Genomic DNA, 26,277 nt, shown 5'->3' on the forward strand with positions numbered 1-26,277 from the left:
GCACTCCCGAACACCCCCATTCCTTCAGGGAGATCGCGTGCGCAACCCAACCAGCAACCCCTTCAGACGTCCCAGACGTCGACTTCTCGCTCTCCTCGCCACCGCCGGGCTCGCGCTCGGTGGAGCCGTTGCCCTCCCCGGCACCGCTCAGGCGGCGAACATCCTGACCAATCCCGGCTTCGAGTCGGGCAGCGTCTCCCCCTGGTCCTGTACCGGGAACCTCGGCTCGGTCGTCTCCTCCCCCGTGCACGGCGGCTCCAAGGCCCTTGCGGGGGCGGTCAGTTCGAGTGACAACGCCAAGTGCAGCCAGACGGTCGCCGTCAAGCCGAACACGGCGTACACGCTCAGCGGCTGGGTGCGCGGCAGCTACGTCTATCTCGGCGTGGACGGCGGCGCCTCCACCTGGACGTCGTCGCCGTCGGCGTACGCCCAGCTCAGCGTCAACTTCACCACCGGGGCCTCGCAGACCAGCGCCACCATCTACACCCACGGCTGGTACGCGCAGGGCACCTACTACGCCGACGACATCAGCCTCGACGGGCCCGGTGGCGGCGGTTCGGACACGCAGGCGCCGACCGCGCCGACCAGTCTCCGGTCCACCGCGAAGACCTCCTCCACCGTGTCGCTGGCCTGGAACGCCTCGACCGACAACGTCGGCGTCACCGCGTACGACATCTACAGCGGCTCCAACCAGGTGCTGAGCGTCTCCGGTACGACGGCCACCGTCAGCGGGCTCTCCGCGAGCACCGCCTACACCTTCACCGTGAAGGCCCGGGACGCCGCCGGTAACTCCTCGGCGGCCTCCAACTCCGTGAGCGTCACGACCGACGCGGGCGGCGGGGGCGGTACCGGGTTCAAGCAGGCCGCGCCCTATCTGTACGAGGGCTGGGGCGATCCGCCGAGCGTGTCGACCGTGATGAGCTCGACCGGCATCAAGTGGTTCACGATGGCGTTCATGCTGGACGGCGGCGGCTGCAACCCCATGTGGGACAGCAACCGGCCGCTGACCGGCGGGGTCGACCAGAGCGTCATCAACCAGATCCGCTCGGCGGGCGGGGACATCGTGCCCTCGTTCGGCGGCTGGCAGGGCAGCAAGCTCGGCGCCAACTGCTCCTCCGCCAGTGCGCTCGCCGCCGCTCTCCAGAAGGTGATCGACGCCTACTCGCTCAAGGCGATCGACATGGACATCGAGAACACGGACGAGTTCGAGAACGAGGCCGTGCAGGCGAGGATCCTCACCGCGCTGAAGACGGTCAAGGCCAACAACCCCGGCCTGAAGACCATCGTCACCTTCGGCACCTCGACCACCGGACCGACCTACTACGGCAACCGGCTGATCGAGCAGGCCAAGTCGATCGGCGCCGACATCGACGTCTTCACCATCATGCCGTTCGACTTCGGCGGCGGCTCCGACATGTACGGCAACACCGTGAACGCGACGGAGGGCCTGAAGGCCAAGCTGAAGTCCACCTTCGGCTGGGACGACGCCACCGCCTACGCCCACATCGGCATCTCGGGCATGAACGGGCTCAGCGACCAGCAGGAGCTGACGAGCCCGGCCATCTGGACGCAGATCCGTGACTGGGCGAACTCCCACCACATCGCCCGGCTGGCGTTCTGGTCGGTCAACCGCGACCGGCCGTGCGCGGGTGGCGGCGTGGTGAGCAACTGCTCCGGCATCAGCCAGAACAACTGGCAGTTCACCTCGATCACGGCCGGTTTCACCGGCTGACGCTCAACCGGCTCGATACCCCCACGCCTGCGCCAACTCGACCAGGCGTGGGGGCAGTTCGGTCTCCGGGTCCGCCGGGCGCGCGGGCTGCACGCGGCCGGACTTGATGGTGCTGCTCCAGTCCCCGAGCTGGGGGCGGAAGCTGCCGTGGTCCTGATCGCCGTAGTCCAGCATGGTGTGCTCCCACGGCACGCCGAGGTAGTCGCACAGACCGCGGGTGGTCCGCTCCGGCTCGGCGGTGAGTTCCTCGTACGTGATGACGTGCGCGTCGAGGTTCCGGCGCGCCTCCTCCAACTTCTCGGCGTACTCCAGGACTTCCGCCCGGATGGCCTCATGGTCGGGATCGGTGCGGCGGTTGGTCAGCGAGGTGATGACGGCGCCCGGGTGGCGCAGCAGCACGATGTACTTCGCCTGCGGCCAACATCGGTGCAGCCGGGGCCAGATGAGCGTGTTGGCCGGGGTCTTGTCGACGATGACGTCCTTGCCGCTGCGGGCGAGTTCGAGGTGCAGGACCCGGTCCCACAGCATGTGCTCCAGTTCCTGCCGGTCCAGTTCGAGGGCCTTCATGGCCTCCGCGGTGAAGTCGCGGCTCAACTCGACGTGCAGGGTGCGCAGATGCATCTCGTGCGGGGCGCGGACGCGGCTGTGGCTGTTCAGGAGCACACGCAGCAGGGTCGAGCCCGAGCGCACGGACGACAGCACGAACACCGGTGACTCCACGAGGCGCGGGGCGCAAGGGGCCGTGTACCGGTCGTCGGTGGGCCTGGGCCGGGGCGTGGGTACGGCGTCCAGGTTGCGGCGCGGCGGGCTCACCGCCTCCTTCATCAGCCTCCCTCGACGCCTCAGTCCCTTGCCGATCGCTGACATGCGGGGGTCTCGCACGGGGCCACCTCTCTCTTGCGCTTCTGCATTTCGCATCCCAGGGGCGGCGGGCGAAGCGAAGGTGTCAGGCAGGGAAACGAGAGAGGTCACGGCGGGTCGAAAACCCGCCGTGACCTGGTCACTTACCGCTCTCTTAATTCTCGATGGGAATCAGAACCGTCCCGACCCCCGGTACAACCCCAGCTCCCCGTCCAGTTCGACCTTGAGCACCGTCGCGTGCGGGTCCAGGTCGGTGAGGGCCGGCGGGTCGATCCACAGCACTCCCACCGCGTCGTGCAGCCCGCCGACGACCCGATGGCCGAGCTCGGCCCCGGTACCGAGGACGGTGACCTTGCGGACCCCGGTGACGAGACCACGGACACCGATCTCCGCGCGCGGGATGTCGAAGAGCGTGAGATAGAGCGTGCGGCGGTCGGCGGACAGGGTGCTCGGCCCGTAGTGGTGCCCGGCCGGCAGCCCGCGCACCGTCCCGTACACGGCCTCGGCGTGCTTGCCGATCCACTCCCCCAGCCCTTCCAGGCGTTCCACCTGCGGCTGCGGGATGGTGCCGTCCTCCATGGGGCCGACGTCGAGCAGCAGGTTGCCGCCGCCCCCGATGGTCTCGGTGAAGTAGCGGATGAGCTGGGTGAGCGACTTGTGGTTGTGGTCGGCGTGCTGGTAGCCCCACGAGTCGTTGATGGTGAGGCACAACTCCCAGGGCCCGTCCGGCGGTTCGATGGGCGCACCCTGCTCGGGGGTGGCGTAGTCGCCCTCACTGAGCATGCGCGCGTTGAACACGACGTCCGGCACGTACGACCGTATGAGCGCGGCCAGTTCCGGAATGCGCCACTGCTCCTCACTGCGGTCCCACTCGCCGTCGAACCACATCAGGTCCGGCCGGTAGCGGGAGGCCAGTTCGCGGATCTGCCCGTCGCGGTAGGCGAGGAACCTCTCCCACCCCGCCAGGTCCTCGTCCTCCGCCGCGCACTCGGAGTACGGGTTGTCCTCCAGCTCCGGCGGGCGGCCGGGCTTGCGGGTGGTGGCGTAGTCGGGGTGGTTCCAGTCGGAGTGGGAGTAGTAGAAGCCGACCTTGAGGTCCTTCTCACGCAGGGCCTCGGCGTAGGGGCCGAGGTAGTCCCTGCCCAGGTTCAGGTGGCCGAACTCCGTGTCCCACAGCGCCACTCCGTCGTGGTGACGGGTCGTCAGCACCGCGTACTTGGCGCCCGCGCGGGCGAACAGGTCGGCCCACTCGCGCGGGTCGTACTTGGCGCCGGTGAAGCGCTCCAGCTGGGACATGTACCGGTCGTGGGGCACGATGTCGTCGTAGAACGACCAGGACTCCTGGACACCGTCGACGGCGTAGATGCCCCAGTGGATGAAGATCCCCAACTTGGCGTCGGTGAACCACGGTTGCATCGGCATGGTTCACCCCCTCCGGAGCCGGAGCGTCAGGATCTGGAAGGGGCGCAGCGCGACGGAGACGGCGCCGTCCGTGACGTTCGCGGCCTCCAGGGGGCGCTCCAGCAGGTCGGTGACGTCGGCTCCCGTGAGCGGGAAGCCGGTCCGCAGCAGCCCTTGCGCACGGCCGCCCCGCGACTCGTACAGGCGCACCACCACGTCGCCCGACCCGTCGTCGGCGAGCTTGACCGCCTCCACGGTGATGCCGTCGCCGTCGACCGAGACGACCGGCTCGGGCGCGCCCGCCGCATCCGCCACCCGGAGCGGAAGGTTGAGGGCGTAACCCTCGGCGACCGCGTCCTCGATGCTCGCGCCGGGCAGCAGCGCGTAGGTGAAGCGGTGCTTGCCCTGGTCGGCCTCCGGGTCCGGGATGCGCGGGGCGCGGACCAGGCTGAGGCTGACCTTCGTCGTCGTACCGCCGTCCTCGCGGACCGTGCGGGTGACGTCGTGACCGTACGTCGAGTCGTTGATGACAGCGACCCCGTAGCCGGGCTCGCCGACATGCACCCAGCGGTGGCCGGAGACCTCGAAGCGGGCCGCCTCCCAGCTGGTGTTGGTGTGGGTGGGGCGCTGGATGTGGCCGAACTGGATCTCGGCGGAGGAGTGCGCGGCGCGGACGTCCACCGGGAAGCCGGCCTTGAGGATCTTCTCGGCCTCGTGCCAGTCGATCTCGGTCTCGAAGTCGATGCGGGGGCTGCCGGCGCGCAGGGTGATGGTCTGGACGAGTTTCGAGCCCTTGCCGAAGTCGCGGGTGACGCGGACCGCACCGAGCAGCGGGTCTTCCGAGACGACCTCGACAGACGAGGCCTCCAGCAGGTCCGTGTACCGGTTGCGGTAGTGCTTGTCGATGTCCCAGGCGTCCCAGTAGTTCGGGAGGTCGGTGTGCAGGCGCAGCAAGTTGCCCTGGTCCGCGAGGACTTCGCGCTGAGCGCGCAGGTCGTAGACGGACGACAGCGTGCCGTCCTCCGCCACCTCGACGCGGACCAGGCCGTTGTCGAGGACGCGGCCCTCGACCGTCACGGGGTGCGAAGGCTCCGCGGCCACTGCCGGAGCGCTGCCGTTCGCGGGCACCGACACATACGCGAGGGAGCCCTCGGCCGTACGGATCACCTCGGCCCGGTCGTAGGGGCTGGTGTTGAAGACCCGCGCACCGCCGCCGCCCAGTGCCTCGACCGCCTCCGCCGTCAGCGCCTCCAACTCCTCGGCGACGCGGGCGTATTCGGCCTCCGCCTCGCGGTGCACCCAGGCGATCGAGGAGCCCGGCAGGATGTCGTGGAACTGGTGGAGCAGGACCGTCTTCCACAGCCGGTCGAGCTTGTCGTACGGGTAGGCGTAGTCCGGCGCGTGCAGTGCGGCCGTCGTCGCCCACAACTCGGCCTCGCGCAGCTTGTGTTCGCTGCGGCGGTTGCCCTGCTTGGTGCGGGCCTGGGAGGTGTAGGTGGCGCGGTGCAGCTCCAGGTAGAGCTCGCCGTGCCAGACCGGGGCGTCCTCGTACTCGGCGCGGGCCTTGGCGAAGAACTCGTCGGGGTGCTCGACGACGACCTTGGGCGAGCCCTCCAAGTCCGCGAGCCTGCGCGCGCGTTCCATGATCTCGCGGGTGGGGCCACCGCCGCCGTCCCCCCAGCCGAAGGGGGCCAGCGAGCGCGTACCGGCGCCCTTCTCGGCGTAGTTGCGGACCGCGCGGTCCATCTCCTCGCCGGAGAAGCGGGCGTTGTAGGTGTCGACGGGCGGGAAGTGGGTGAAGATGCGGGTGCCGTCGATGCCCTCCCACCAGAAGGTGTGGTGGGGGAACTTGTTGGTCTGGTTCCAGGAGATCTTCTGGGTGAGGAACCACTCGTTGCCGGCGAGCTTGGCGAGCTGCGGGTAGGCGGCGTTGTAGCCGAAGGAGTCCGGCAGCCAGACGCCCTTGGTCTCGATGCCGAAGTGCTCGATGAAGAACCGCTTGCCGTGGATGAGCTGGCGGGCGATGGCCTCGCCGCCGGGCAGGTTGCCGTCGGACTCGACCCACATGCCGCCGACCGGCGCCCACTGGCCCTTCTTCACGGACTCCTGGATGCGGGCCCAGACGTGCGGGTAGTTGTCGCGGACCCACTCGTACTGCTGGGCCTGGGAGCAGGCGAAGATGAAGTCGTCGTACTCGTCGGCGAGCGAGGTGACGTTGGAGAAGGTGCGGGACGTCTTGCGCTTGGTCTCGCGGATGGGCCAGAGCCAGGCGGAGTCGATGTGGGCGTGGCCGACGCCGGAGACGACATGGGCGCTGGCGTGGGCGGGCTTCGCCAGGACGGGGGCGAGCACCGAGCGGACGGCAGCCGCGCTGCCCGAGATGTCGTCGAGGTCCAGGGCGTCCATGGCCCGGTCCAGGGCGTGCATGATCTCGTGGCGCCGGGGCTCGTGGTCGCCGAGGTGGGTCATGACGCCGAGCAGCACCTGGATGTCCAGGTCGAGGTGCCAGACCTCCTCGTCGAGGACGGCGATGTCGGCGCGCTGGAAGGTGTAGAGCGGCTTGTCGCCCGCCGTCAGCACATCGCCCATCAGGGTGGGCCGGGAGAAGTTGTTCGCCAGGATGTCCGGGTTGGAGGCGGCCTCGACCAGGTAGTCGATCTGCTCGCCGCCGGTGGCCGGGTTGGCGATCGGGACGTACTGGTTGAGCGGGTTGACCGCCTTCAGGGGGCGCCCGTCGGGCAGGTGGACCAGGGCCTCGGCCTGGTTGCCGGGCCAGTCGCCGACGAAGCCGAGGTCGATGACCGCCTCGACGCGCCGCCCGGCGAACCCGGCGGGCACCTCGCCGCGCATCCGGAACCAGGTGGTGCCCCAGGGCGGGCCCCACGGGGTGTTCATGGCGAAGGGCTCGTAGCGGGCGGCCGCGGCCTCCTCGAAGGAGACCGGCTCCCCGGGCGCCTGCCACGCCTCGACCTCGAAGGGGACGGTGGCCGCGTAGATCGCGGGCTTGATGCGCTGGGTGTGGAGGCGCTCTACGCGCTCCTCGATCCGTCGGCGTTCGTCGTGCATGGAGAGCTCCAGAGAGGAGGAAGATTCAAGAGGTCGGGGAAAGCGCTTACCGGCAGGTGCTCACTTAAGGTACGCCAGGCCCGGATGGACCTCGCGGTACCCCTCGACCAGCCGCCGGGCGACGTTCACGGAGTCGACGAGCGGGTGCAGCGCGAAGGCCTTCACCGCGGTCGTGCGGGAGCCGGACTCGGCGGCCGCGAGCACCTCGCGCTCGACCGCCTTGACCGCGCAGACCAGGCCGGTGGCGTGGTCGGGCAGCGGGGCGACGGTGACCGGGTGGGCGCCGTTGGCGTCCACGAGGCACGGGACCTCGATCACGGCATCGTTGTCGAGCACCGAGAGGGTGCTCTGGTTCCGGACGTTCAGGATCAGGGTGGTGCGCTCGTCGCGGGCGATGGCCCGCATCAGGGCGAGGGCGACCTTCTCGTAGCCGCCGGAGAGGTCGTCGGCGTCGCGCTCGCCGGCGCCGGCGGTCTCCCGGTTCTCGGACATGTAGGTGGCCTCGCGCTCGGCGCGGGTGCGGTCCCAGACGTCCAGCGCCTTCGCACCGACGGCGCCGACCTCGTCGTAGAAGCGGGCCTGCTGGTCGTGGAGGAAGGCGCCGCGGGTCTTCTCGGCCTGCTGGTAGGCGCGGACGGCCTCGCGGTTGAAGTAGTAGTAGTGCAGGTATTCGTTGGGGATCGCGCCCAGGGACTGGAGCCAGTCGACGCCGAAGAGCTTGCCCTCCTCGAAGGAGCCGAGGAGCTCCGGGTCGGCGAGCAGGCGCGGGAGCTCGTCCCGGCCCGCGACACGCAGGCCGCGGACCCAGCCGAGGTGGTTGAGGCCGACGTAGTCGATCCAGGCCTCGCGCGGGTTGGCGCCGAGCACGCGCGCGATACGGCGGCCGAGGCCGACCGGCGAGTCGCAGATGCCGATGACGCGGTCGCCGAGGTGGCGGGACATGGCCTCGGTGACGAGACCGGCCGGGTTGGTGAAGTTGATGACCCAGGCGTCGGGGGCGAGGCGGGCCACCCGCTGGGCGATGTCGACGGCGACCGGGACGGTCCTGAGCCCGTAGGCGATGCCGCCCGCACCGACCGTCTCCTGCCCGAGGACGCCCTCGGCGAGGGCCACCCGCTCGTCGTTGGCGCGGCCTTCGAGGCCGCCCACGCGGATCGCCGAGAAGATGAAGTCGGCGCCGCGCAGGGCCTCGTCGAGGTCGGTCGTGGCGGTCACCACGGGCGCGTCCTCGGCCTGGGAGGCCTGCTCGGCGAGCACCCGGGTCACCGCGGTGAGCCGGCCGGCGTCGAGGTCGTGCAGGACGACCTCCGTCACCCGCCCCTCACCGCGGTCGCCCAGCAGCGCCCCGTACACGAGCGGCACGCGGAACCCGCCGCCGCCCAGAATCGTCAGCTTCACGCTTGAGCCTTTCCTGCCAGTGCCACCGCAACGCCCGCCTCCTCCAGGGAGGCCCGCGTCGCCGGGTCCACCGGCGCGTTCGTCACCACCACGTCCAGGTCCTCGGGACCGCAGACCTTCGCCATCCCCGTACCCGGGAACTTCGCCGCGTCGGCGAGCAGCACCACCTTGTCGCTCGCCTTGATCATGGCGCGCTTGACCGGCACCTCGACGACCGTCGTGTCCATCACCTGCCCACCCGGGCGCACTCCACTGGTGCCGAGGAAGAGCCAGTCGGCGTGCAGCTGGCGCAGGTTGTCCTCGGTGAGGAAGCCGACCAGGGAGCGGTACTCGCGGCGGACCATGCCGCCGAGCAGGACCAGCTCGATGCCCTCGTCGTCGGCGAGCTCCTCGTAGACCACCAGGTTGCTGGTGATCACCGTGAGGCGGCGGCCGTGCAGCTGGCGGGCGAGGCGGTAGGCGGTGGTGCCGATGTCGAGGAGGACCGACTGGCCGTCCTTGATCATGGCCGCCGCATGAGCGGCTATCGCGTCCTTCTCGGCCACCCTGACCTCGGCGACCTCCGCGAAGGGCTGGTCGCCCTCCTCGGCGCGGGCGCCGCCGTGGACGCGGGTGAGCAGCCCGTCCTCCTCCAGTTTGACGAGGTCACGCCGGATGGTGGCGGGGCTCACACCGAGCTGCTCGGAGAGGTCGGTCACAGCCGCGGGGCCGCCCGAGCGCAGGGCCCGCAGGATGAGTTGATGTCGTCGTTCCGCCAGCATGCCGTGAACAGTACTCGTCATCTTCAATCATTTCCATGCTCAGTTCTGCTCGGGTATTGACCAATCGTGCGGAGCGGCGCACGATTCCGGTCATCGAAATTGACGAGTTTTGACGAGAGGTGCCGAGTGTGGATGACGACAGGCCCGACGTACTCCTGACCGGGCTGCTCTTCTACGACCTCGTCCTCACGGGGCTCGGAAAGCCGCCGACGCCGGGCGAGGAGATCTGGACCGGCGGCATGGGCTGCGGCCCCGGCGGCATCGCGAACCTCGCGGTGGCCGCCTCCCGGTTCGGGCTGCGCACCTCGCTGGCCACGGTCTTCGGCGACGACTTCTACGGCGAGTACTGCCGGGACGTGCTGTGCGACCAGGAGGACATCGACCTCTCGCTCTCCCGCACCGCGGACGGCTGGCCCACCCCCGTCACCGTCTCGCTGGCCCAGGGCCACGACCGGGCCCTCGTCACCCACGGCTCCGAGCCGCCGTTCTCGCAGGACGCGCTGATGGGCGACCCGCCCGAGGCGCGCACCGCCCTCGTCCACCTCGAGGCCGAGCCCCGCGAGTGGATCTCCAAGGCCGCCGCGAACGGCACCCACGTCTACGCCGACGTCGGCTGGGACCCCACCCAGCAGTGGTCCACCGACCTCCTGGACCAGCTGAAGCTGTGCCACGCCTTCCTCCCCAACGAATCCGAGGCGATGGCCTACACCCGCACCGACAGCGCACGGGCGGCCCTCGGCACGCTCTCCGAGCTGGTGCCGGTGGCCGTGGTCACGCGCGGCAGTGACGGGGCCGTGGCGGTGGACCAGACGACGGGCGAGTACGCGGACGTCCCGGCCCTCGACATCGATGTCCTGGACGCGACCGGCGCCGGTGACGTGTTCGGCGCGAGCTTCGTCGCGGCCTCGCTCGGCGGCTGGCCGCTGGAGGAGCGGCTGCGGTTCGCGGTGCTGGCAGCGGGGCTCTCCGTCCAGCGGCCGGGCGGCGCGCTGGCGGCTCCCGGCTGGTACGGCGTCGACCGCTGGTGGCGCTCCCTGACCGACCCCGACCTGAAGTCGGCGTACGGCTACCTGGCGGACCGGCTCCCGGACGATCCCGGGCCGCCGGTCGCGTACGCCCCGATCACCCCGCCGGCCCGGCAGTCCTGATCCACCTCCCCCCCCACGCCCCTTCCCTGCGAAGTTTCGAAAAGATCCGAAAGGCGGTGGGAGCTGTGCGGCTCTCACGAAGAGGCCTGCTCCGCGCGGGCCTGGCCGGTACGGCCGCCACGGCGCTCGGCGGCCTGGCGTCCGGCTGTGCCGTTCCGACCGGCTCGACCGGCCGGAACATGGTCCTGTGGTACTGGAGCGGCGGTCTGAGCGACACCGTCGTGAAGAACGCCAAGGCCCGCTACGACAGTTCGGTGAGCCTGGACGCCATCCAGATCGGCGGCCAGTACCGCTCCAAGCTGATCACCACGATCACCGGCCGCGCCCACATCCCCGACATCGCGGGGCTCAAGGGCGAGGACATGGCCGCGTACCTCCCCAACGCCGACCAGTTCATCGATCTGCGGACGCTCGGCGCGGAGAAGTACAAGGACCAGTACCTGTCCTGGAAGTGGGACCAGGGCATCGCCGACGACGGCACGATGGTCGGCTTCCCGATCGACTGCGGGCCGGTCGCGCACTTCTACCAGTACGACGTCTTCCAGAAGGCCGGACTGCCGTACGAACCGGCGGACGTCTCCCGGGAGTTGAACACCTGGGAGAACTTCTTCGCCGCGGGTGAGCAGCTGAAGAAGCGGCTGCCGGGGACCATGCTCCTCACCGACGTCAACTCCGTCTTCGAGAACGTCGTGCAGCAGGGCTCCAAGCGGTACGTCGACAAGGACCGTCACTTCATCGGCGACCAGGAGCACGTGCGCCACGCCTGGGCGCTCGCCGTGGAAGCCAAGCGCCGCGGCATCGTCTCCGACCTCGTGAACGGCACCCCTGACCAGCTGTCGGCCAAGCAGGACGGCAAGCTGCCGAGCGAACTGGGGGCCTCCTGGGCGGCCTTCGACATCAAGAACGGTGTGCCGAAGACCAAGGGCCGGTACCGGGTCGCCGACATGCCGGTACGGCCCGCCAACAACGGCGGCTCGTTCCTGTCGATCACCAAGGCGTGCCGGGAGCCCGAGCAGGCCTTCCAGATCATCACGTGGATGCTCAACGCACGGAACCAGGCACAGGGTTACGTGGACGCGGGCCTCTTCCCCTCCACGCCCGCCTCCTACGACCTGAAGCAGATGCAGGAGCCGGACGCGTTCTTCGGCGGCCAGGTCACCACCGACATCTTCGGACCGGCCGCGCAGAAGATCGCGGTCGCCTACAACAGCCCGTTCGACGTCGCCCTCGGGCAGCCCATCAAGGACGAGATCAAGAACGTCGGCGTCCTCGGCAAGGACCCGGAGAAGGCCTGGAGTGACGCCATGAGCAAGTGCCGTCGCATCGCGAAGCACCTGGGGGTGAGCTACTGATGGCCGTCCTCGAACAGACCCCGCCGGCGGTGGCGCAACCGTCGACGACCAAGCCCAGAAGCGGCTTTCGCAAGTACTGGCATCTCTACGCCGCCATCTCCCCCTTCTACCTGATCTTCCTCGCCTTCGGTCTCTTCCCGGTCGGCTTCTCCCTCTATCTGTCCTTCCACCGCTGGGACGGCCTCGGCTCGATGGAGTGGGCCGGGCTCTCGCAGTGCCAGTACCTGCTGAGCGACAGCGACTTCTGGAACTCGATCGGCAACACGATCATCATCTGGGCGCTGGCCACCTTCCCCATGATCTTCCTGGCGATGGTCACCGCCGTGATGCTCAACTCGGCGGTCCGGTTCAAGGGCCTGTACCGCGTCGCGTACTTCCTGCCGAACGTCACCTCGGTCGTCGCCATCGCGATCGTCTTCGGATCGATCTTCTCCACCAACAACGGCGTCGTGAACGCCGTGCTGCACGGGGTCGGGCTCGACCAGGTGGCCTGGCTGAACACCCCGTGGGGCATCAAGGTCACCATCGCCGCGCTGATGACCTGGCAGTGGACCGGCTACAACGCGATCATCTTCCTCGCCGGTCTCCAGACCATCCCAAGTGACCTGTACGAGGCCGCCCGCATGGACGGCGCCGGTCCGATCCAGACCTTCTTCCGGATCACGCTGCCCCTGCTGCGGCCGACCCTGCTCTTCGTCCTGGTCGTCTCGACGGTCACCGGCCTCCAGAGCTTCTCCGAGCCACAGGTGCTGCTCCAGACCTCCTCCAACGACTCGACGTTCGCGGGCGGTCCGGGCCACTCCGGTCAGACGATGGTCCTCTACTTCTTCCAACAGACCTTCGACAACAACGACTTCGGGTACGGCGCCGCGGTGGCGTGGGGCATCTTCCTCGTCGTCGTCCTCTTCTCGATCATCAACTGGCGCCTCGTGCAGCGCCGCGGCGACTAGGAAGGGCCCACCATGTCTTCCATCAAGGGATCTCGCCGCAGAGGGATCGCGCTGCACCTCCCGCTGATCCTCGGCACGATCATCTCGGCCTTCCCGTTCTACTGGGCCGTGATCATGTCGACGCACAGTTCGACGGAGATCTTCTCCTACCCGCCCAAGCTGCTGCCGGGCACGCACTTCCTGGAGAACGTCCGCAATCTCTTCGACGCCATCGACTTCTTCGGGTCGATGTGGAACTCGCTGCTGGTCGCGGTGTCGGTGACGTTCCTGGTCCTGCTCTTCGACTCACTCGCGGCCTTCGTCTTCGCCAAGTTCGAGTTCCCGGGCAAGAACGTGCTGTTCGGGCTGCTCATGGTCATCTTCATGGTGCCGGCGCAGCTGTCCGTCATCCCGCAGTTCGTCATCATGGCGAAGATCGGCTGGATCGGCTCGATGACCGCGCTGATCGTGCCGGCCGCGGCCAACGCGTTCGGCATCTTCTGGATGCGCCAGTACATGAAGAGCGCCATCCACGACGAGCTCCTCGACGCCTCCAAGCTCGACGGCGCGAACTTCCTGCGCCAGTACTGGCACGTGGCGCTCCCGGTGGTCCGGCCGGGCCTCGCCTTCCTGGGCATCTTCACCTTCATGGGCCAGTGGAACGACTTCGCCTGGCCCCTGATCGCCCTCACCAACCCCGACAACGTCACGTTGCAGGTCGCCCTGTCCCAGCTCAACGGCACCCACGGCACCACGGACTACGGCATCGTGATGACGGGCGCGCTGCTCGCCCTCATCCCGCTGCTGATCGTGTTCGCGGTCGGCGCCAAGCAGATCATCGGCGACCTCGCGAAGGGAGCCGTCCGCGGATGAACCGCGATCCGCTCGATCCGCTCATCGCCCTGCGCCCCTGGGAGGCACCCGAGGTGACCTCCTGGGGGCGGCTCCCCATGAACGCCGTCGACCGGCGCTCCGGATCACTCCCCCTGGACGGCGACTGGCGTTTCCAGTTGCTGCCCGTTCCGGACGCGCCGGTCGGCGGTCCCTGGTCGTCGGCCCACGTCCCCGGCGTCTGGACGATGCAGGGCACGGACGACCTGCCGCAGTACCTGAACATCCGAATGCCGTTCGATGAGTTCCCGCCGTTGACGCCCGCCGCCAACCCGACAGGCGTCTACGAGCGCGAGATCGACGTCCCCGCCGACTGGGCCGGACGCCGGATCGTCCTTCTGGTCGGCGCCGCCGAGAGCGTGCTGCTCGTGCACGTGGACGGGCGGCCGGTCGGCATCTCCAAGGACTCCCACTTGGCGGCCGAGTTCGACCTGACGGGCCTCGTCGCCCCCGGATCGTCGAGCACACTCCGCCTCACGGTCGTCAAGTGGTCCGACGCCTCGCACATCGAGGACCAGGACCAGTGGTGGCACGGCGGCATCACCCGCTCGGTGCTCCTGTACGCCACGGACCCCCTGCACCTCGCCGACGTGACCGTACGGGCCGCGTACAGCGGCGAGCTGCGGGTCGACTGCCGGGTGCGGGACGCGGGCGGGGCGCTGCCCGAGGGGTGGTACGTCAGCGGGGACCTCGACGGCCTCCCGCTCGCACAGGACACGGAGTTCGACCGGCTGAACGCCGAGGACGAGCGCGTCTCCGACTTCCTCGGCGAGGCCCGGATGAGGGCCACCGTCCCCGACGTCCGCACCTGGAACGCCGAAACGCCCGAGCTGTACGGCCTGACCGTCCGACTGCACCGCTCGGACGGCACGGTCGCCGACACGTCGTACCACCGGATCGGCTTCCGCGACGTCGAGATCGTCGGCCGGGACCTCCTCATCAACGGCGAGCGGGTCTACATCCGGGGCGTCAACCGCCACGACTTCCATCCGCTGACCGGGCGAACAGTGTCGTACGACGACATGCGCGCGGACCTGGTCCTGCTGAAGCGCTTCGGCTTCAACGCGATCCGCACCGCCCACTACCCGAACGACCCGGGCCTCTACGACCTCGCCGACGAACTCGGCTTCTACGTCGTCGACGAGGCGGACATCGAGTCCCACGACCACGCCCACGAGATCGCCGACGACCCGCGCTATCTGAACGCCTTCGTGGACCGCGTCTCCCGGATGGTGCTGCGCGACAAGAACCACCCCTCGGTGATCATCTGGTCCCTCGGCAACGAGTCCGACTACGGCGCCAACCACGACGCCGCGGCGGGCTGGGTCCGCCGGCACGACCCGACGCGGCCGATCCAGTACGAGGGCGCGGCCAAGCAGGGCTGGGCGGACCCGGGGGTCGCCTCCGACATCGCCTGCCCCATGTACGCGCCGCTGGAGGACTGCGTGGCGCACGCGCTGTCCGGCGAGCAGACCAAGCCGCTCATCCAGTGCGAGTACTCGCACGCCATGGGCAACAGCAACGGCACGCTGGCCGACCATTGGGCCGCCATCGAGTCCACCCCGGGTCTTCAGGGCGGGTTCATCTGGGAGTTCTGGGACCACGGAATCCTTCAGCGCGTGAGCGACGGAAGACCGGTCGGGCGTGGGGGCGCCGGGCTCTATGACAACGGTGTCGCCGCGCCCGGGTACCGCTGGGCGTACGGCGGCGACTTCGGCGAACGCCTCCATGACGGGGCGTTCATCGCGGACGGCGTGGTGTTCCCGGACCGCACGCCCAAGCCGGTGATGTACGAGCACCGGGAGATCGCGGCGCCGGTACGGATCGAGGCCTACCGGCACGAGGGCATCGTGCTCGGCAACCACCAGCACTTCCGGGGCCTGGACTGGCTGTCCGGCGAGTGGGAGCTGTCCCTGGCGGACGGCCGTGTGCTGACGGCACCGGCCGAACTGCCCGACCTGCGGCCGGGGCAGACGGCGGCGGTACCGCTGCCGTTCGCGCTTCCGGCGGACGGTGGGGAGGCGTGGCTGACGCTGCGGATCACCACTGCGCGGGAGGAGGCGTGGGCGCCTGCGGGGACGCTCGTGTGTCTGCCGCAGGTGCGGTTGCGGGAGGCGACGGTGTCCGCTGTGGAGAACGGTTCCGGCACGGTCCAGGTGGATGACGACGGTCTGCTCGTCCACCCCCTCCTCACCGCCGCCCCCGCGCTCTCCCTGTGGCGGGCGCCCACCGACAACGACGAGCTGGGCGGCATGGCGCTGCGCTGGCGGGCCTGGGGGCTGGACGCCCTCGTCCGCAAGGTCGTCGATATGCGCCGGGACGGGGACCAGGTCACCGTGCTGGCCGAGTACGCCGCCGAGGTCGGTGTCGTACGGCATGTGCAGGTGTTCACGCCCGTCGAGGGCGGGGTGCGGATCGAGGAGTCGGCCGAACTGCCGGACACGCTCGCCGATGTGGCGCGGGTGGGTTCGGTGTTCGAGACGGTGCCTGGGCTCGACCTGATGGAGTGGTACGGGCCCGGGCCCTGGGAGTCGTACCCCGACCGCCGTACCGCGCCCGTCGGCCACCACTCGGTGCCGGTGGACGAGCTGTTCACCCCCTATCTGCGGCCTCAGGAGAGCGGCGGCCGCAACGGCGTACGGCACTTCAGGCTGTCGGCGCCGGACGCCACCGGGCTCGCGGTCGCGCTCGACGAGCCGCGGCAGGTGTCCGTGACCCGTTTCCGGGCCGAAGACCTCTCGTCCGTCGCCCATCACGACCAGCTGGTCCCGCGTCCCGGGTGCGTGGTGCACATCGACGCGGCCCACCGGGGGCTCGGCACGGCGTCGTGCGGCCCCGACACGTTCCCGTCCTATCTGGTCGCACCGGGTGTCCACCGCTGGAGCTGGACCCTGCGCGCGCTCTGAACTCCCCTGGTTTTCACCCCTTTTACGGAGCACACGTGTGCACTTTGCCCGAACACGGGTCCGAGCATGCCCAGGCGGGCGCCGGACGACGCGGTTTCCTGCGGGCGACAGCCCTGCTGGGCGCGGCCGCCACGGCCGGGGTCGCGCTGCCGACCGCCGCCGAGGCCGTCCCCGAGTCGCGCTGGCGGCCGGACACCGACAGCCGGCGCTTCACGCTCGCCGTCATGCCCGACACCCAGTACCTCTTCGACGGGCCGAGCATCGACAAGGCGCCCGTCGAGGCCTCGCTGCGCTATCTGCTGGAGCACGGGAAGGACGAGAACATCGTCTTCCTGTCCCATCTCGGCGACCTCACCCAGAACGGGGCCACGGCCGAAGTCGCCGCGATCAGCGAGGCGTTCAAGCTGCTCGACCGGCGCGGTGTCGGCTACAGCGTCCTCGCCGGCAACCACGACGTGAAGTCGTCGACGACCGACCAGCGCGGGGCGACGCCCTATCTGGACGCGTTCGGCCCCGACCGGTTCAAGGGGAAGTCCACGTTCGGCGGTGCCTCCGCCGACGGCTACAACACCTTCCACCTCTTCCGGGCCGCGGGCCGGGAGTGGATGGTGCTGGCGCTGGACTGGCGGCTGTCGGACCAGGGTTACGCCTGGGCGAAGGCCGTGCTGGCCGCCCATCCGAAGACGCCCGTCATCCTCACCACGCACGAGCTGGTCGTCGAGGACGACACCCTGTCGACGTACGGGCAGCAGCTGTGGGACCGGCTGGTCGAGGACCACGACCAGATCTTCCTCACCCTCAACGGCCACTACTGGCCCGCCGCCCGCGCAACGCGCAAGAACGCGGCGGGACATGACGTCCATCTCCATCTGACGAACTACCAGAACCGCTATTTCGGCGGGGCCGCGATGATCCGGCTCTACCGTTTCGACCTGGACCGGAACGTCATCGACGTCGAGACGGTGTCGCCGTGGATCATGGGCCGGGCCGGGAAGGGGCTCAACGAGCTGGAGCGGCAGGAGATCGAACTCAGCGGTGACGCCGACCGGTTCACGGTGGACATCGACTTCGCCGACCGCTTCTCCGGCTTCGCCCCGGTGCCCGCTCGTCCGGCCCGTCCCGTGGCGCGGATGCTCCTGCCGGGCACGGTGGCCTACTGGCGGTTCGACAGCGCGGTTACGGACAAGGTCCGTGACCTGAGCGGGCGCGGCAACGACCTGAGCCTCGTCACGGTCGGTGGCGGCACGCTCGGCTGGTCCGCCGACCATCATCCCGACCAACCCGGCCACGGCAGCCTGGAGTTCCAGGGCTACAAGTCCCCGCTGAAGGGCGCGTATCTGCGCACGGTCGACGGCGCCCCGCTCAACTCGGCGACGTTCAAGGCCGGTTACACCATCGAGGCCTTCTACCGCCTCCCCGCCGACTGGGACCCCGACCACCACGCCTGGTCCGGCATCGTCAGCCGTACCGGCACCGGCGGCGCCGCCGGCAAGACCGCCGACGACCCCGACGAGCCGCTGGCCACGCTGTCCCTCTCCAACGACCGCGAGCCGCAGTGGGCGATGCGCCCGCTGAACCAGCAGGGCATCGCCACCAACTGGGGCCAGGAGACGCCGCTGGAGACCTGGTGGCATCTCGCGATCGTCAACGACGGCCGGCACACCACCCTCTACGTCGAGGGCTGCCCGGTCGTCCGCAACCCGAAGGCGACCGCGATCGGCATCACCTCCGTGGGCCTGCCGTGGCTCCTTGGCGGCTACGAGTACGGCGGGAAGATCGACCAGATCCTGCACGGCCGCCTCGGCGACGTCCGCATCGTCGAACGGGCGCTGCCCGTCACCTCCTTCATGAACCACTGACCTGTCGAGGACCGTCATGACCGAGCAGCAGCTGCCCTCCTGGGCTGACCCGTCCGTCTCCCCCACCGAGCTCGACCCGCAGGGCCTGTCCCGGCGTGGACTCCTGCGCAGCGCCGGCCTGTTCGGCGCCGCCTTCGCCCTCGGCGGGGCCGCCCTGCCCGCCGCGGCCGCCGAACAGCGCCTCGGCGGCGACGACCCGCGCCTCGCCTACCTGGTCGGCGACCACCACGTCCACTCCGTGTACAGCCACGACGCCAAGTACACGTTCTCCCAGCAGGCGCGGGCCGCCGCCAAGTACGGCCTCGACTGGATGGTCTTCAACGAGCACTCCAACTTCGGACACGCCAACTACGGCGCCAAGCTGGAGCACGCCGAGATCGTCAAGGCCCGTGCGGAGAACCCGCGTCAGCTGATCTTCCAGGGCCTGGAGTGGTACATCCCGGCCGCCGAGCACTGCACGATCTTCGCCGCGCCCGGCCCGCACGAGACCGATCTGCTCACCCAGTTCGAGCTCGCCTACGACGGCAAGCTGCTCGGCTACACCGAGGGCGCGGCCGGCGCGACCGACACCGCCCGCAACGAGGCCCACGCGGTCAAGGCCATCAAGTGGCTGGCGGAGCAACGCCGTTCGGGATACGTCGACGACGTCCTCGTCATCGCCAACCACCCGCTGCGCCTCGGCATCGACTCCCCGCACGAGATGCGCAACTGGCGGGACGCGGCCCCCGAGATCATGATCGGCATGGAGGGCGCGCCAGGCGCCCAGGGCGCGGCCCTGCCCGGCTGGCGTGGGGCGACCTCGATCCGCGGCGAGTACGAGAACAAGCCGTCGGCGCAGTCCTGGGCGGGCTATCCGGCCGAGGCGTATGTGACGTACGGCGGCTTCGACTGGGCGACGGCGACCGTCGGCGGCCTGTGGGACTCGATGCTGGCCGAAGGCAGCCTGTATTCGATCACCACCAACTCCGACAACCACCGCACGGTCTTCGACACCTGGAAGAACGGCGACTGGCCGGCCGGCCAGAACTTCGACAACACCGGCAAGCTGCCCGACCCGGTGAACACCGACACCCCGCAGCCCGGCAGCGACTTCTGGCCCGGCGAGTTCAGCCGCACCCACGTCGGCGTCACCCGCTACGGCTACCGCGCGGTGATGGCGGGCCTGCGCGCGGGCCGCGTCTGGCTGGACCACGGTCATCTGCTCGACGGCCTGGACGTGCGCCTGAAGCGGGACTGCGACGCGGGCCGGGGCGTCACGCTCGGCGGCCGGCTGCGCGTCCGCAAGGGCGAGAAGATCAGCCTGTACGTGACGGTCACGACCGCGTCCCGCCCCAACCCCCAGGAAATCCTGCCGGAGTTGGCGCACGTGGACGTGATCCGGGGTGCGGTGCACGGCCCGGTGACCGACCGCGACTCCTGGCGGGCCCCGGACACCAAGGTCGTACAGACGAGGGACGTGAGCGGCCGGAAGGGGACGTACACCCTGCGCCTCCCGCTGACCGCCGGGGACGAGTCCTTCTACGTCCGCCTGCGCGGCAGCGACGGCAACCGCCATGGCGCGGGCTACCTCGGCGCCTCCATCGACCCCAACGGCCCGATCCCGCACACGCCCGGGGACGGTGACCCGTGGGCGGACACGTGGTTCTATTCGAACCCGATCTTCGTCGACGTGGCGGGAGCCTGATGTACCGTCCACAGCCTCCAGGTCCTCCCCATGCCGGTACTCACCCCCAGGTCACAGGCTGATCGGAGCGCGGTACCGGCGGCATCGGGAGCGCTCGGGAGAGGTACCGTGGGCCGCGTGACCACGGAAGAGTCGCTGCGGCCCCAGTCCCTCATGCTCACGTTCCTGGGCGACCAGGTGCTCGGGCGTGACGTCTGCGTGTACTCGGGCAGCGTGATCGACGTGTTCGCCCGCGTGGGCGTCGGCGAACAGGCGACGCGCTCGACGCTGACCCGCATGGTGAACCGGGGCCTGCTGCGCCGCCAGCGCGAGGGCCGCCGCATGTACTTCGGCCTCACCGACCACTCGGCTGCGGTCCTGCGGGACGGCGAGCGCCGCATCTGGCAGACGGGCGCGGTGAACCGCCACTGGGACGGCACCTGGACCCTCCTCGGCTTCTCCCTCCCCGAGTCCTGGCAACGCCAGCGCCACGACCTGCGCTCCAAACTCACCTGGTCCGGCTTCGGCCCCCTGTTCAGCGGCCTGTGGATCGCACCCGGCGAGGTCGACGTCGCGGACCTCGTGGGAGAACTGGGCCTGTCCGCCCACGTCAAGGTCTTCCGCGCGCACGCCGACGCCGGCATGGACATCGGCGCGATGATCGAGGAAACCTGGGAACTGTCCGAACTCGCGGACCGCTACGAGGCGTTCGTACGCCGCTGGCAGCCGTGGGAGACGCGGGCCCCGCAGGCCGACGAGGCGTTGGCGCAGCGGCTGCTCTTGCAGGCGGAGTGGCTGCGGGTGATCCGACGCGATCCCCGCCTGCCGGTGAAGCATCTGCCGGACGACTGGCCGGCGGAGCAGGCGGAGAAGACGTTCCGGGCGGTGCACGAACGGTTGACGCCGTTGGCGCGGGAGGCCGCGGGGCGGCTGCTGGACCTGGTACCCGTGCGCGACACTCCGCAGGACGAGGGCTGATCAAGCTTCGTCAGTCGGCCAGGCCGCGCTCCATCGCTGCCCGGGAAGAAGCCCCGGACCCACAGGTCCGGGTCCCTGTCGTCACGCCCACCGTTGTCGGTGCGGTGTGTTGCGTGGTCAGGCGTAGAACCGCGACAGACTCTGCAACACCGCCGCCGGCTTCGCGCCGCCCTCGATCTCGATCGCCCCGTCGACCGTGATCTGCACCCCGCCCGCGACGTCCTCGACATCCGTCAGCTTGCCGACCAGGCGGATGCGGGAGCCGACCTTCACCGGTGACGGGAAACGGACCTTGTTCAGGCCGTAGTTGACCTTCGTGGTGACGCCCTGGACGTCCAACAGCTCGGTGAACAGGGGGATGAACAGGGAGAGGGTCAGGTAGCCGTGGGCGATCGGGGCGCCGAAGGGGCCCTCGGCCGCGCGTTCCGGGTCGACGTGGATCCACTGGTGGTCGCCCGTGGCGTCGGCGAAGGTGTTGATGCGGTCCTGGGTGACCTCGATCCACTCGCTGGTGCCCAGGTCGCTGCCGGCCAGCTTCTTGAGTTCGTCGAGGCCGTTGACGGTGATGCTCATGAGGTTCCTTCGCTGTTGCCGTAGCGGGTACGGACGCGGGACTTGAGGAGTTTTCCGGAGGCCGTGCGCGGCAACTCGGCCGCGAGGACCACCGACTTGGGGATCTTGTACTTGGCCAGACGGCCGGCCAGGGACGCCAGCACCGCGTCCGGGTCGAGCGAAGCGCCCTCGCGGGGGACCACCACCGCGCGCGGCACCTCGCCCCACTTGTCGTCCGGTACGCCGATGACCGCGCACTCGACGATGTCGGGGTGGGTGAGGAGCAGGTCCTCGATCTCGGCGGGGTAGATGTTCTCGCCGCCCGAAATGATCATGTCCTTGATGCGGTCGACGATGAAGACATAGCCGTCCTCGTCGACCCGGGCGGCGTCCCCGCTGCGGAACCAGCCGTCCGTGAAGGACGCGGCCGTCTCCTCCGGCAGCCCCCAGTAGCCGGGCATGACGTGCGGACCGCGGATGACCACCTCGCCGGTCTCGCCGACGTCGACCGGCGCCATGTCCGGTCGTACGACCCGTACGTCGCTGAAGAAGTGCGGTACGCCCGCCGAACCGGCCTTGCCCACCGCGTGCTCGGCGTCCAGGAAGAGCGTGCCGGGGGCCGCTTCCGTCATGCCGTAGCCCTGGAGGAAGGTCAGGCCGCGTTCCTGGTAGACGCCGATCATCGAGGTGGGGACGGGTGAGCCGCCGCAGGTGAGGATGCGGAGGGAGGAGAGGTCCGCGTCCGGCCAGCGGGGGTGGCGGGCGATCTGTTCGAACATCGTCGGGACGCCGAACATGAAGGTGATCCGGTGGCGTTCGATCAGGTCGAAGGACGCGGACGGGTCGAAGGCCTCCACCAGGACGCAGGTGCCGCCCTTCAGCAGCACCGGCAGGGTCAGCATGTTCAGGCCCGCCGTGTGGAACAACGGGGCCGAGACCAGGGCGCGTTCGTCGGCGATCAGGTCGGTGTCGACGAGGACGTTGAGCGCGTTCCAGGTGAGGTTGCCGTGGGTGAGCATCGCGCCCTTGGGGCGCCCGGTCGTGCCCGAGGTGTACATGATGATGCAGGTGTCGTCGGGCGCCACCGGTTGGTCGATCGGCTCGCTGGAGGACCTCGCCAGCTCCTCCTCGTACTCGGCGCCCACCTCCACGTACGCCCGTACGTCCGTGTCGCCCGGCAGGCCCGCGACCAGGCCCGCGTACTGGGGGCCGTAGACGAGCGCCTTCGTGCCGGAGTCGGCGAGCTGGTAGGCGATCTCCGGACCCGCCAGGCGGATGTTGAGCGGGACGAAGACCGCGCCGAGGGTGCCCGCCGCGAACAACGTCTCCAGGTAGGAGGGGTGGTTGGGGCCGAGGTAGGCGATCCGGTCGCCGCGCCGGACGCCCCGGGCGCGCAGGGCGTGGGCGAGGCGGGTGGTGCGCTCGTACAGCTGGGCGTACGTCCATGTCGTGTCGCCGTGCACCAGTGCGGTGCGGTGCGGGGTCTTGCGGGCCCGGCGTGCGGGCCACGACCCCAGTCCCTCGTTGCGCATCTACGACCCCTTACGGCTTCGTCAGCCCGAGCAGGCGGGCGGCGTTCTCCTTGAGGATCTTCGGCTTCACCTCGTCCTTGATCGACAGCTTCTCGAAGTCGGCGAGCCAGCGGTCGGGGGTGAGGACGGGGAAGTCGGAGCCGAAGAGGACCTTGTCCTTCAGCAGGGTGTTCGCGTACTGGACCAGTTGCGGCGGGAAGTACTTCGGGGACCAGCCGGACAGGTCGATGTGGACGCCCGGCTTGTGGGTGGCGACCGCGAGGGCCTCGTCCTGCCAGGGGAAGGACGGGTGCGCCAGGATGATCTTCAGGTGCGGGAAGTCGGCGGCGACGTCGTCGACGTGGAGGGGGTTGGAGTACTTCAGGCGGATGCCGCCGCCTCCCGGGACCCCCGCGCCGATGCCCGTCTGGCCCGTGTGGAAGAGGGCGATCGTGCCCGTCTCCTCGATGACCTCGTAGAGGTCGTACGCCACCGAGCGGTCGTTGGGGAAGAAGCCCTGGATGCTGGGGTGGAACTTGAAGCCCTTCACCCCGTACTCCTCGACCAGGCGGCGGGCCTGCCGCACGCCCGCCTTGCCGCGGAAGGGGTCGATGGAGGCGAAGGGGATCAGGACGTCGGAGTTCGCGGCGGCCGCCTCCGCCACCTCCTCGTTCGGGACCGGCGCGGTGCCGGTCGCCGACTCCGCGTCGACCGTGAAGATCACGGCGGCCATCTTCCGCTCGCGGTAGTAGGCGGCCGTCTCCTCCAGCGTCGGCTTCCGCTTGCCCTCGACCTTGAAGTAGGCGGAGGAGGCGTCGTGCAGGTCGTCGTCGAGGGAGGAGTGGCCCTTCGACGACACCTCCGCGTGGGTGTGTACGTCGATGGCGACCAGGTCGTCGATGTCCATCACGCCTCCGGAAGCTTCGGCGCCGGGATGCCGACCGACTGGAGTTCGGCGCCGACCGAGGTGGGGAAGGCGTCGGCCAGGGTGTCCGGGGTCCAGCCGCCGTCGGCGTACGCCGTCCTGATCTCCTGCGGGTGCGACCAGAGTGCCACCTTGTCGCCGCCGATTCCTATGGCCTGGCCCGTGATGCCGCGGGCGGCCTCGGAGGCGAGGAAGGGGACGAGGGCCGCGCAGTCCTCGGGGGTGCCGAAGCCCTCGCCCTTGCGCAGGAAGTCCGGGAGCGGCTCGCCGTTCCGCATGGCCTCGATGTACGGGGCGAAGGCGGGGATCGTCTCGGTCATGGCGGTCGCGGCGACCGGCACGATCGCGTTGACGGTGATGTTCGCGCGGCCCAGCTCCATGGACCAGGTGCGGGCGAAGGCGGCGATGCCGGCCTTGGCGGCGGCGTAGTTGGTCTGGCCGAAGTTGCCGCGCTGGCCGGCCGGGGAGCCGACCAGGATCAGCGAGCCGCCCTCGCCCTGCTCGCGCATCCGGACGGCGGCGGCGCGGGCGCAGGTGAAGGTGCCCTTGAGGTGGGTGGTGATCACCGCGTCGAAGTCGTCGTCGGACATCTTCCACAGCACCTTGTCACGCAGGATGCCCGCGTTGGTGACCAGGATGTCGAGCCGTCCGAACTCCTCGACCGCGCGGTTCACGAGCCGCTCGGCGGCCTCGGTGGTGCCGACCGGGACGACCTCGGCGACGGCCGTGCCGCCGGCCTCGGTGATGGACTTCACGGCCTGCTCGGCCACGGCCTCGTCGACGTCGTTGACGACCACGGAGGCGCCGTGGGCGGCGAGGGCGTGCGCATAGGCGAGGCCGAGGCCCCGGCCGCTGCCGGTGACGACGGCGACCTTGCCGGAGAGATCGATGCTGGGCACGGGTGAGGTCCCTTCACGAGCGGATGCGAGGACGCGCCGTCGGGACGCGTCACTGCGACTTCGAGATCGAAGCTAAGAGCAATAATTGTTGACGTCAATAGTTGTTGGCGACCGACGGGTGCGTCATGCTGGAATCTGCATGCCGTACCGCGACCCAGGGAGCCCGCCATCACTCGCCAGCACGCCACCCCCAAGCCCATCGACGCGGACGAGCCGTGGATGCGCGGGCTGCACGCGGACACCGGCTATCTGCTCTACCGCCTGGGGCTCCGCTCGGGTCAGCTCTTCAACACGTTCCTCCAGGAGTCCGGGCTGCGGCTGCGCCACTACGCGGTGCTGCGCTATCTCGCCGGTGCCGAGGGCGCCCTCCAGCGGGAGCTGAGCACCCGGCTCGGTTACGACCCGAGCGCGATCGTCGGCCTGGTCGACGACCTGGAGAAGCTGGACCTCACCGAGCGCCGGCCCTCCCCCGACGACCGCCGCAGCAAGATCGTCGTCCTCACCGAGAAGGGCCGCGCCTTCCTGCGCGACACCGACGAGGCGGGGCGGCGGGTGACCAACGACCTGCTGGAGCCGCTCGACGCCGGGGAGCGCGACGCGCTGCACGCGCTGCTGCTGAGGATCGCCGACCAGCCATGACCGGCCAGCCCAGGGTTCGCTCACGCGGCGCCGCCACCGCGCCCGACCGGCTGCTGTCCGTGCTCGGCGCGTTCGACCACGGGCACCCGGCGCTGAGCCTGACGGACATCAGCCGCCGGGCGGGGCTGAGCCTGACCACCGCACACCGGCTCGTGGGTGCGCTCACCGAGTGGGGCGCCCTGGAGCGGGACGACTCCGGCGTCTACCACGTGGGGCTGCGCCTCTGGGAGGTCGCCGCCCTCGCCCCGCGCGGGCTCGCGCTGCGGCAGATCGCGCTGCCGTATCTGGAGGACCTGTACGAAGCGACGCACGAGAACGTGCAGTTGGCGGTCCGGGACGGCACGGACGTCGTCTACATCGAGTGGCTGTCGGGGCGTTCGTCGGTCGGCGTGCACATCAGGGTCGGCGCCCGCTGGCCGCTGCACGCCACCGGCGTCGGGCTCGCGCTGCTGGCCCATGACACCCCGGAGTCCCAGGAGCGGTACTGCGCGGGCCCCCTCGACTCCTTCACCCCGTACACGATCACGGACCCGGCACGACTGCGCCGGGTCCTGGCCGAGACCCGGCGTACGGGGGTGGCGGTGAGCGACCGTCAGGTCACCGACGACGCGCTGTCGGTGGCCGCCCCCGTGCGCGGGACCGGCGGGGCGGTGGTGGCCGCCGTGTCGATCGTGGTGCCCCAAGTCGACGCGCAGGTACCGGTGTTGGTGCCGGCGGTGCGGGTCGCCGCGCGGGGGATATCGCGGGCGTTGGGGTGGCGGCCGGAGAAGTGAGGCACAGGGGCCTACGGGCCTACAGGGCCGTGA

At 69.9% G+C, this 26,277-nt stretch carries 20 protein-coding genes; 11 read left to right on the forward strand and 9 right to left on the reverse strand.

The window, feature by feature from the left end:
* Nucleotides 1-37 precede the first annotated feature (37 nt).
* Nucleotides 38-1,732 (forward strand): carbohydrate binding domain-containing protein, encoded by a 1,695-nt coding sequence (locus IQ210_RS27415; RefSeq protein WP_194081798.1) that lies wholly within the window; start codon nucleotides 38-40, stop codon nucleotides 1,730-1,732.
* A 3-nt stretch (nucleotides 1,733-1,735) separates the two neighbouring features.
* Here IQ210_RS27415 and IQ210_RS27420 read toward each other — a convergent pair whose 3' ends face one another.
* From IQ210_RS27420 to IQ210_RS27440, 5 genes are all read right to left on the reverse strand, one after another.
* Nucleotides 1,736-2,557, reverse strand: a complete 822-nt coding sequence (locus tag IQ210_RS27420) for a sulfotransferase family protein (protein ID WP_228048410.1) — start codon at nucleotides 2,555-2,557, stop codon at nucleotides 1,736-1,738.
* A gap of 207 nt (nucleotides 2,558-2,764) precedes the next feature.
* Complete coding sequence (locus tag IQ210_RS27425; RefSeq protein ID WP_194081799.1) at nucleotides 2,765-4,015, reverse strand: alpha-L-fucosidase; 1,251 nt, start codon at nucleotides 4,013-4,015, stop codon at nucleotides 2,765-2,767.
* Between the two features lie 3 nt (nucleotides 4,016-4,018).
* Nucleotides 4,019-7,060: an alpha-mannosidase gene (locus tag IQ210_RS27430; protein WP_194081800.1), complete on the reverse strand. Its 3,042-nt coding sequence runs from the start codon at nucleotides 7,058-7,060 to the stop codon at nucleotides 4,019-4,021.
* Between the two features lie 60 nt (nucleotides 7,061-7,120).
* Nucleotides 7,121-8,458 carry a 6-phospho-beta-glucosidase gene (locus IQ210_RS27435; RefSeq protein WP_194081801.1) on the reverse strand — a complete coding sequence of 446 codons (1,338 nt, stop codon included), beginning with the start codon at nucleotides 8,456-8,458 and terminating at the stop codon, nucleotides 7,121-7,123.
* Nucleotides 8,455-9,219 (reverse strand): DeoR/GlpR family DNA-binding transcription regulator, encoded by a 765-nt coding sequence (locus tag IQ210_RS27440; protein ID WP_194081896.1) that lies wholly within the window; start codon nucleotides 9,217-9,219, stop codon nucleotides 8,455-8,457. Before IQ210_RS27440 ends, IQ210_RS27435 begins: the two co-directional genes overlap by 4 nt.
* 128 nt (nucleotides 9,220-9,347) lie before the next feature.
* Between IQ210_RS27440 and IQ210_RS27445 the strand changes: the two genes are divergently transcribed.
* The 8 genes from IQ210_RS27445 (at nucleotide 9,348) to IQ210_RS27480 (ending at nucleotide 20,945) form a co-directional block, all read left to right on the forward strand.
* Nucleotides 9,348-10,367 carry a carbohydrate kinase family protein gene (locus tag IQ210_RS27445; protein WP_194081802.1) on the forward strand — a complete coding sequence of 340 codons (1,020 nt, stop codon included), beginning with the start codon at nucleotides 9,348-9,350 and terminating at the stop codon, nucleotides 10,365-10,367.
* Nucleotides 10,368-10,432: 65 nt separating this feature from the next.
* Nucleotides 10,433-11,719 (forward strand): ABC transporter substrate-binding protein, encoded by a 1,287-nt coding sequence (locus IQ210_RS27450; RefSeq protein ID WP_194081803.1) that lies wholly within the window; start codon nucleotides 10,433-10,435, stop codon nucleotides 11,717-11,719.
* Nucleotides 11,719-12,669 (forward strand): carbohydrate ABC transporter permease, encoded by a 951-nt coding sequence (locus IQ210_RS27455; protein ID WP_194081804.1) that lies wholly within the window; start codon nucleotides 11,719-11,721, stop codon nucleotides 12,667-12,669. Before IQ210_RS27450 ends, IQ210_RS27455 begins: the two co-directional genes overlap by 1 nt.
* Before the next feature lie 12 nt (nucleotides 12,670-12,681).
* Entirely contained in the window at nucleotides 12,682-13,521 is an 840-nt protein-coding gene (locus IQ210_RS27460) for a carbohydrate ABC transporter permease (RefSeq protein ID WP_194081805.1), read from the forward strand.
* Complete coding sequence (locus IQ210_RS27465; RefSeq protein WP_194081806.1) at nucleotides 13,518-16,445, forward strand: glycoside hydrolase family 2 TIM barrel-domain containing protein; 2,928 nt, start codon at nucleotides 13,518-13,520, stop codon at nucleotides 16,443-16,445. The genes IQ210_RS27460 and IQ210_RS27465 overlap by 4 nt, the downstream gene beginning before the upstream one ends.
* 35 nt (nucleotides 16,446-16,480) lie before the next feature.
* Entirely contained in the window at nucleotides 16,481-18,304 is a 1,824-nt protein-coding gene (locus tag IQ210_RS27470; protein WP_194081807.1) for a LamG-like jellyroll fold domain-containing protein, read from the forward strand.
* A gap of 16 nt (nucleotides 18,305-18,320) precedes the next feature.
* Nucleotides 18,321-19,988 carry a PHP domain-containing protein gene (locus tag IQ210_RS27475; protein ID WP_194081808.1) on the forward strand — a complete coding sequence of 556 codons (1,668 nt, stop codon included), beginning with the start codon at nucleotides 18,321-18,323 and terminating at the stop codon, nucleotides 19,986-19,988.
* A gap of 117 nt (nucleotides 19,989-20,105) precedes the next feature.
* On the forward strand, nucleotides 20,106-20,945 hold the full coding sequence (locus IQ210_RS27480; RefSeq protein ID WP_194081809.1) for a PaaX family transcriptional regulator: 840 nt from the start codon (nucleotides 20,106-20,108) through the stop codon (nucleotides 20,943-20,945).
* Nucleotides 20,946-21,062: 117 nt separating this feature from the next.
* On the opposite strand, the gene IQ210_RS27485 is transcribed toward IQ210_RS27480, so the two are convergent.
* The 4 genes from IQ210_RS27485 to IQ210_RS27500 are packed head-to-tail and all read right to left on the reverse strand — an operon-like array spanning nucleotide 21,063 to nucleotide 24,832.
* On the reverse strand, nucleotides 21,063-21,518 hold the full coding sequence (locus IQ210_RS27485; RefSeq protein WP_194081810.1) for a MaoC family dehydratase: 456 nt from the start codon (nucleotides 21,516-21,518) through the stop codon (nucleotides 21,063-21,065).
* Nucleotides 21,515-23,029, reverse strand: a complete 1,515-nt coding sequence (locus IQ210_RS27490; protein WP_194081811.1) for an acyl-CoA synthetase — start codon at nucleotides 23,027-23,029, stop codon at nucleotides 21,515-21,517. The genes IQ210_RS27485 and IQ210_RS27490 overlap by 4 nt, the downstream gene beginning before the upstream one ends.
* 10 nt (nucleotides 23,030-23,039) lie before the next feature.
* Nucleotides 23,040-23,915 carry an amidohydrolase family protein gene (locus IQ210_RS27495; RefSeq protein WP_194081812.1) on the reverse strand — a complete coding sequence of 292 codons (876 nt, stop codon included), beginning with the start codon at nucleotides 23,913-23,915 and terminating at the stop codon, nucleotides 23,040-23,042.
* Nucleotides 23,915-24,832: an SDR family NAD(P)-dependent oxidoreductase gene (locus IQ210_RS27500; protein ID WP_322656842.1), complete on the reverse strand. Its 918-nt coding sequence runs from the start codon at nucleotides 24,830-24,832 to the stop codon at nucleotides 23,915-23,917. The genes IQ210_RS27495 and IQ210_RS27500 overlap by 1 nt, the downstream gene beginning before the upstream one ends.
* A gap of 219 nt (nucleotides 24,833-25,051) precedes the next feature.
* Here IQ210_RS27500 and IQ210_RS27505 point away from each other — a divergent pair, with 219 nt between their 5' ends.
* A complete protein-coding gene (locus IQ210_RS27505; protein WP_194081813.1) occupies nucleotides 25,052-25,471 on the forward strand; it encodes a MarR family winged helix-turn-helix transcriptional regulator in 420 nt (139 codons plus the stop codon).
* Nucleotides 25,468-26,244, forward strand: coding sequence for an IclR family transcriptional regulator (locus IQ210_RS27510; RefSeq protein WP_194081814.1), 777 nt, complete (start codon nucleotides 25,468-25,470; stop codon nucleotides 26,242-26,244). The genes IQ210_RS27505 and IQ210_RS27510 overlap by 4 nt, the downstream gene beginning before the upstream one ends.
* Nucleotides 26,245-26,277 lie beyond the last annotated feature (33 nt).

Source organism: Streptomyces justiciae, from assembly GCF_015163075.1.
Taxonomy (GTDB): Bacteria; Actinomycetota; Actinomycetes; order Streptomycetales; family Streptomycetaceae; genus Streptomyces; species Streptomyces justiciae.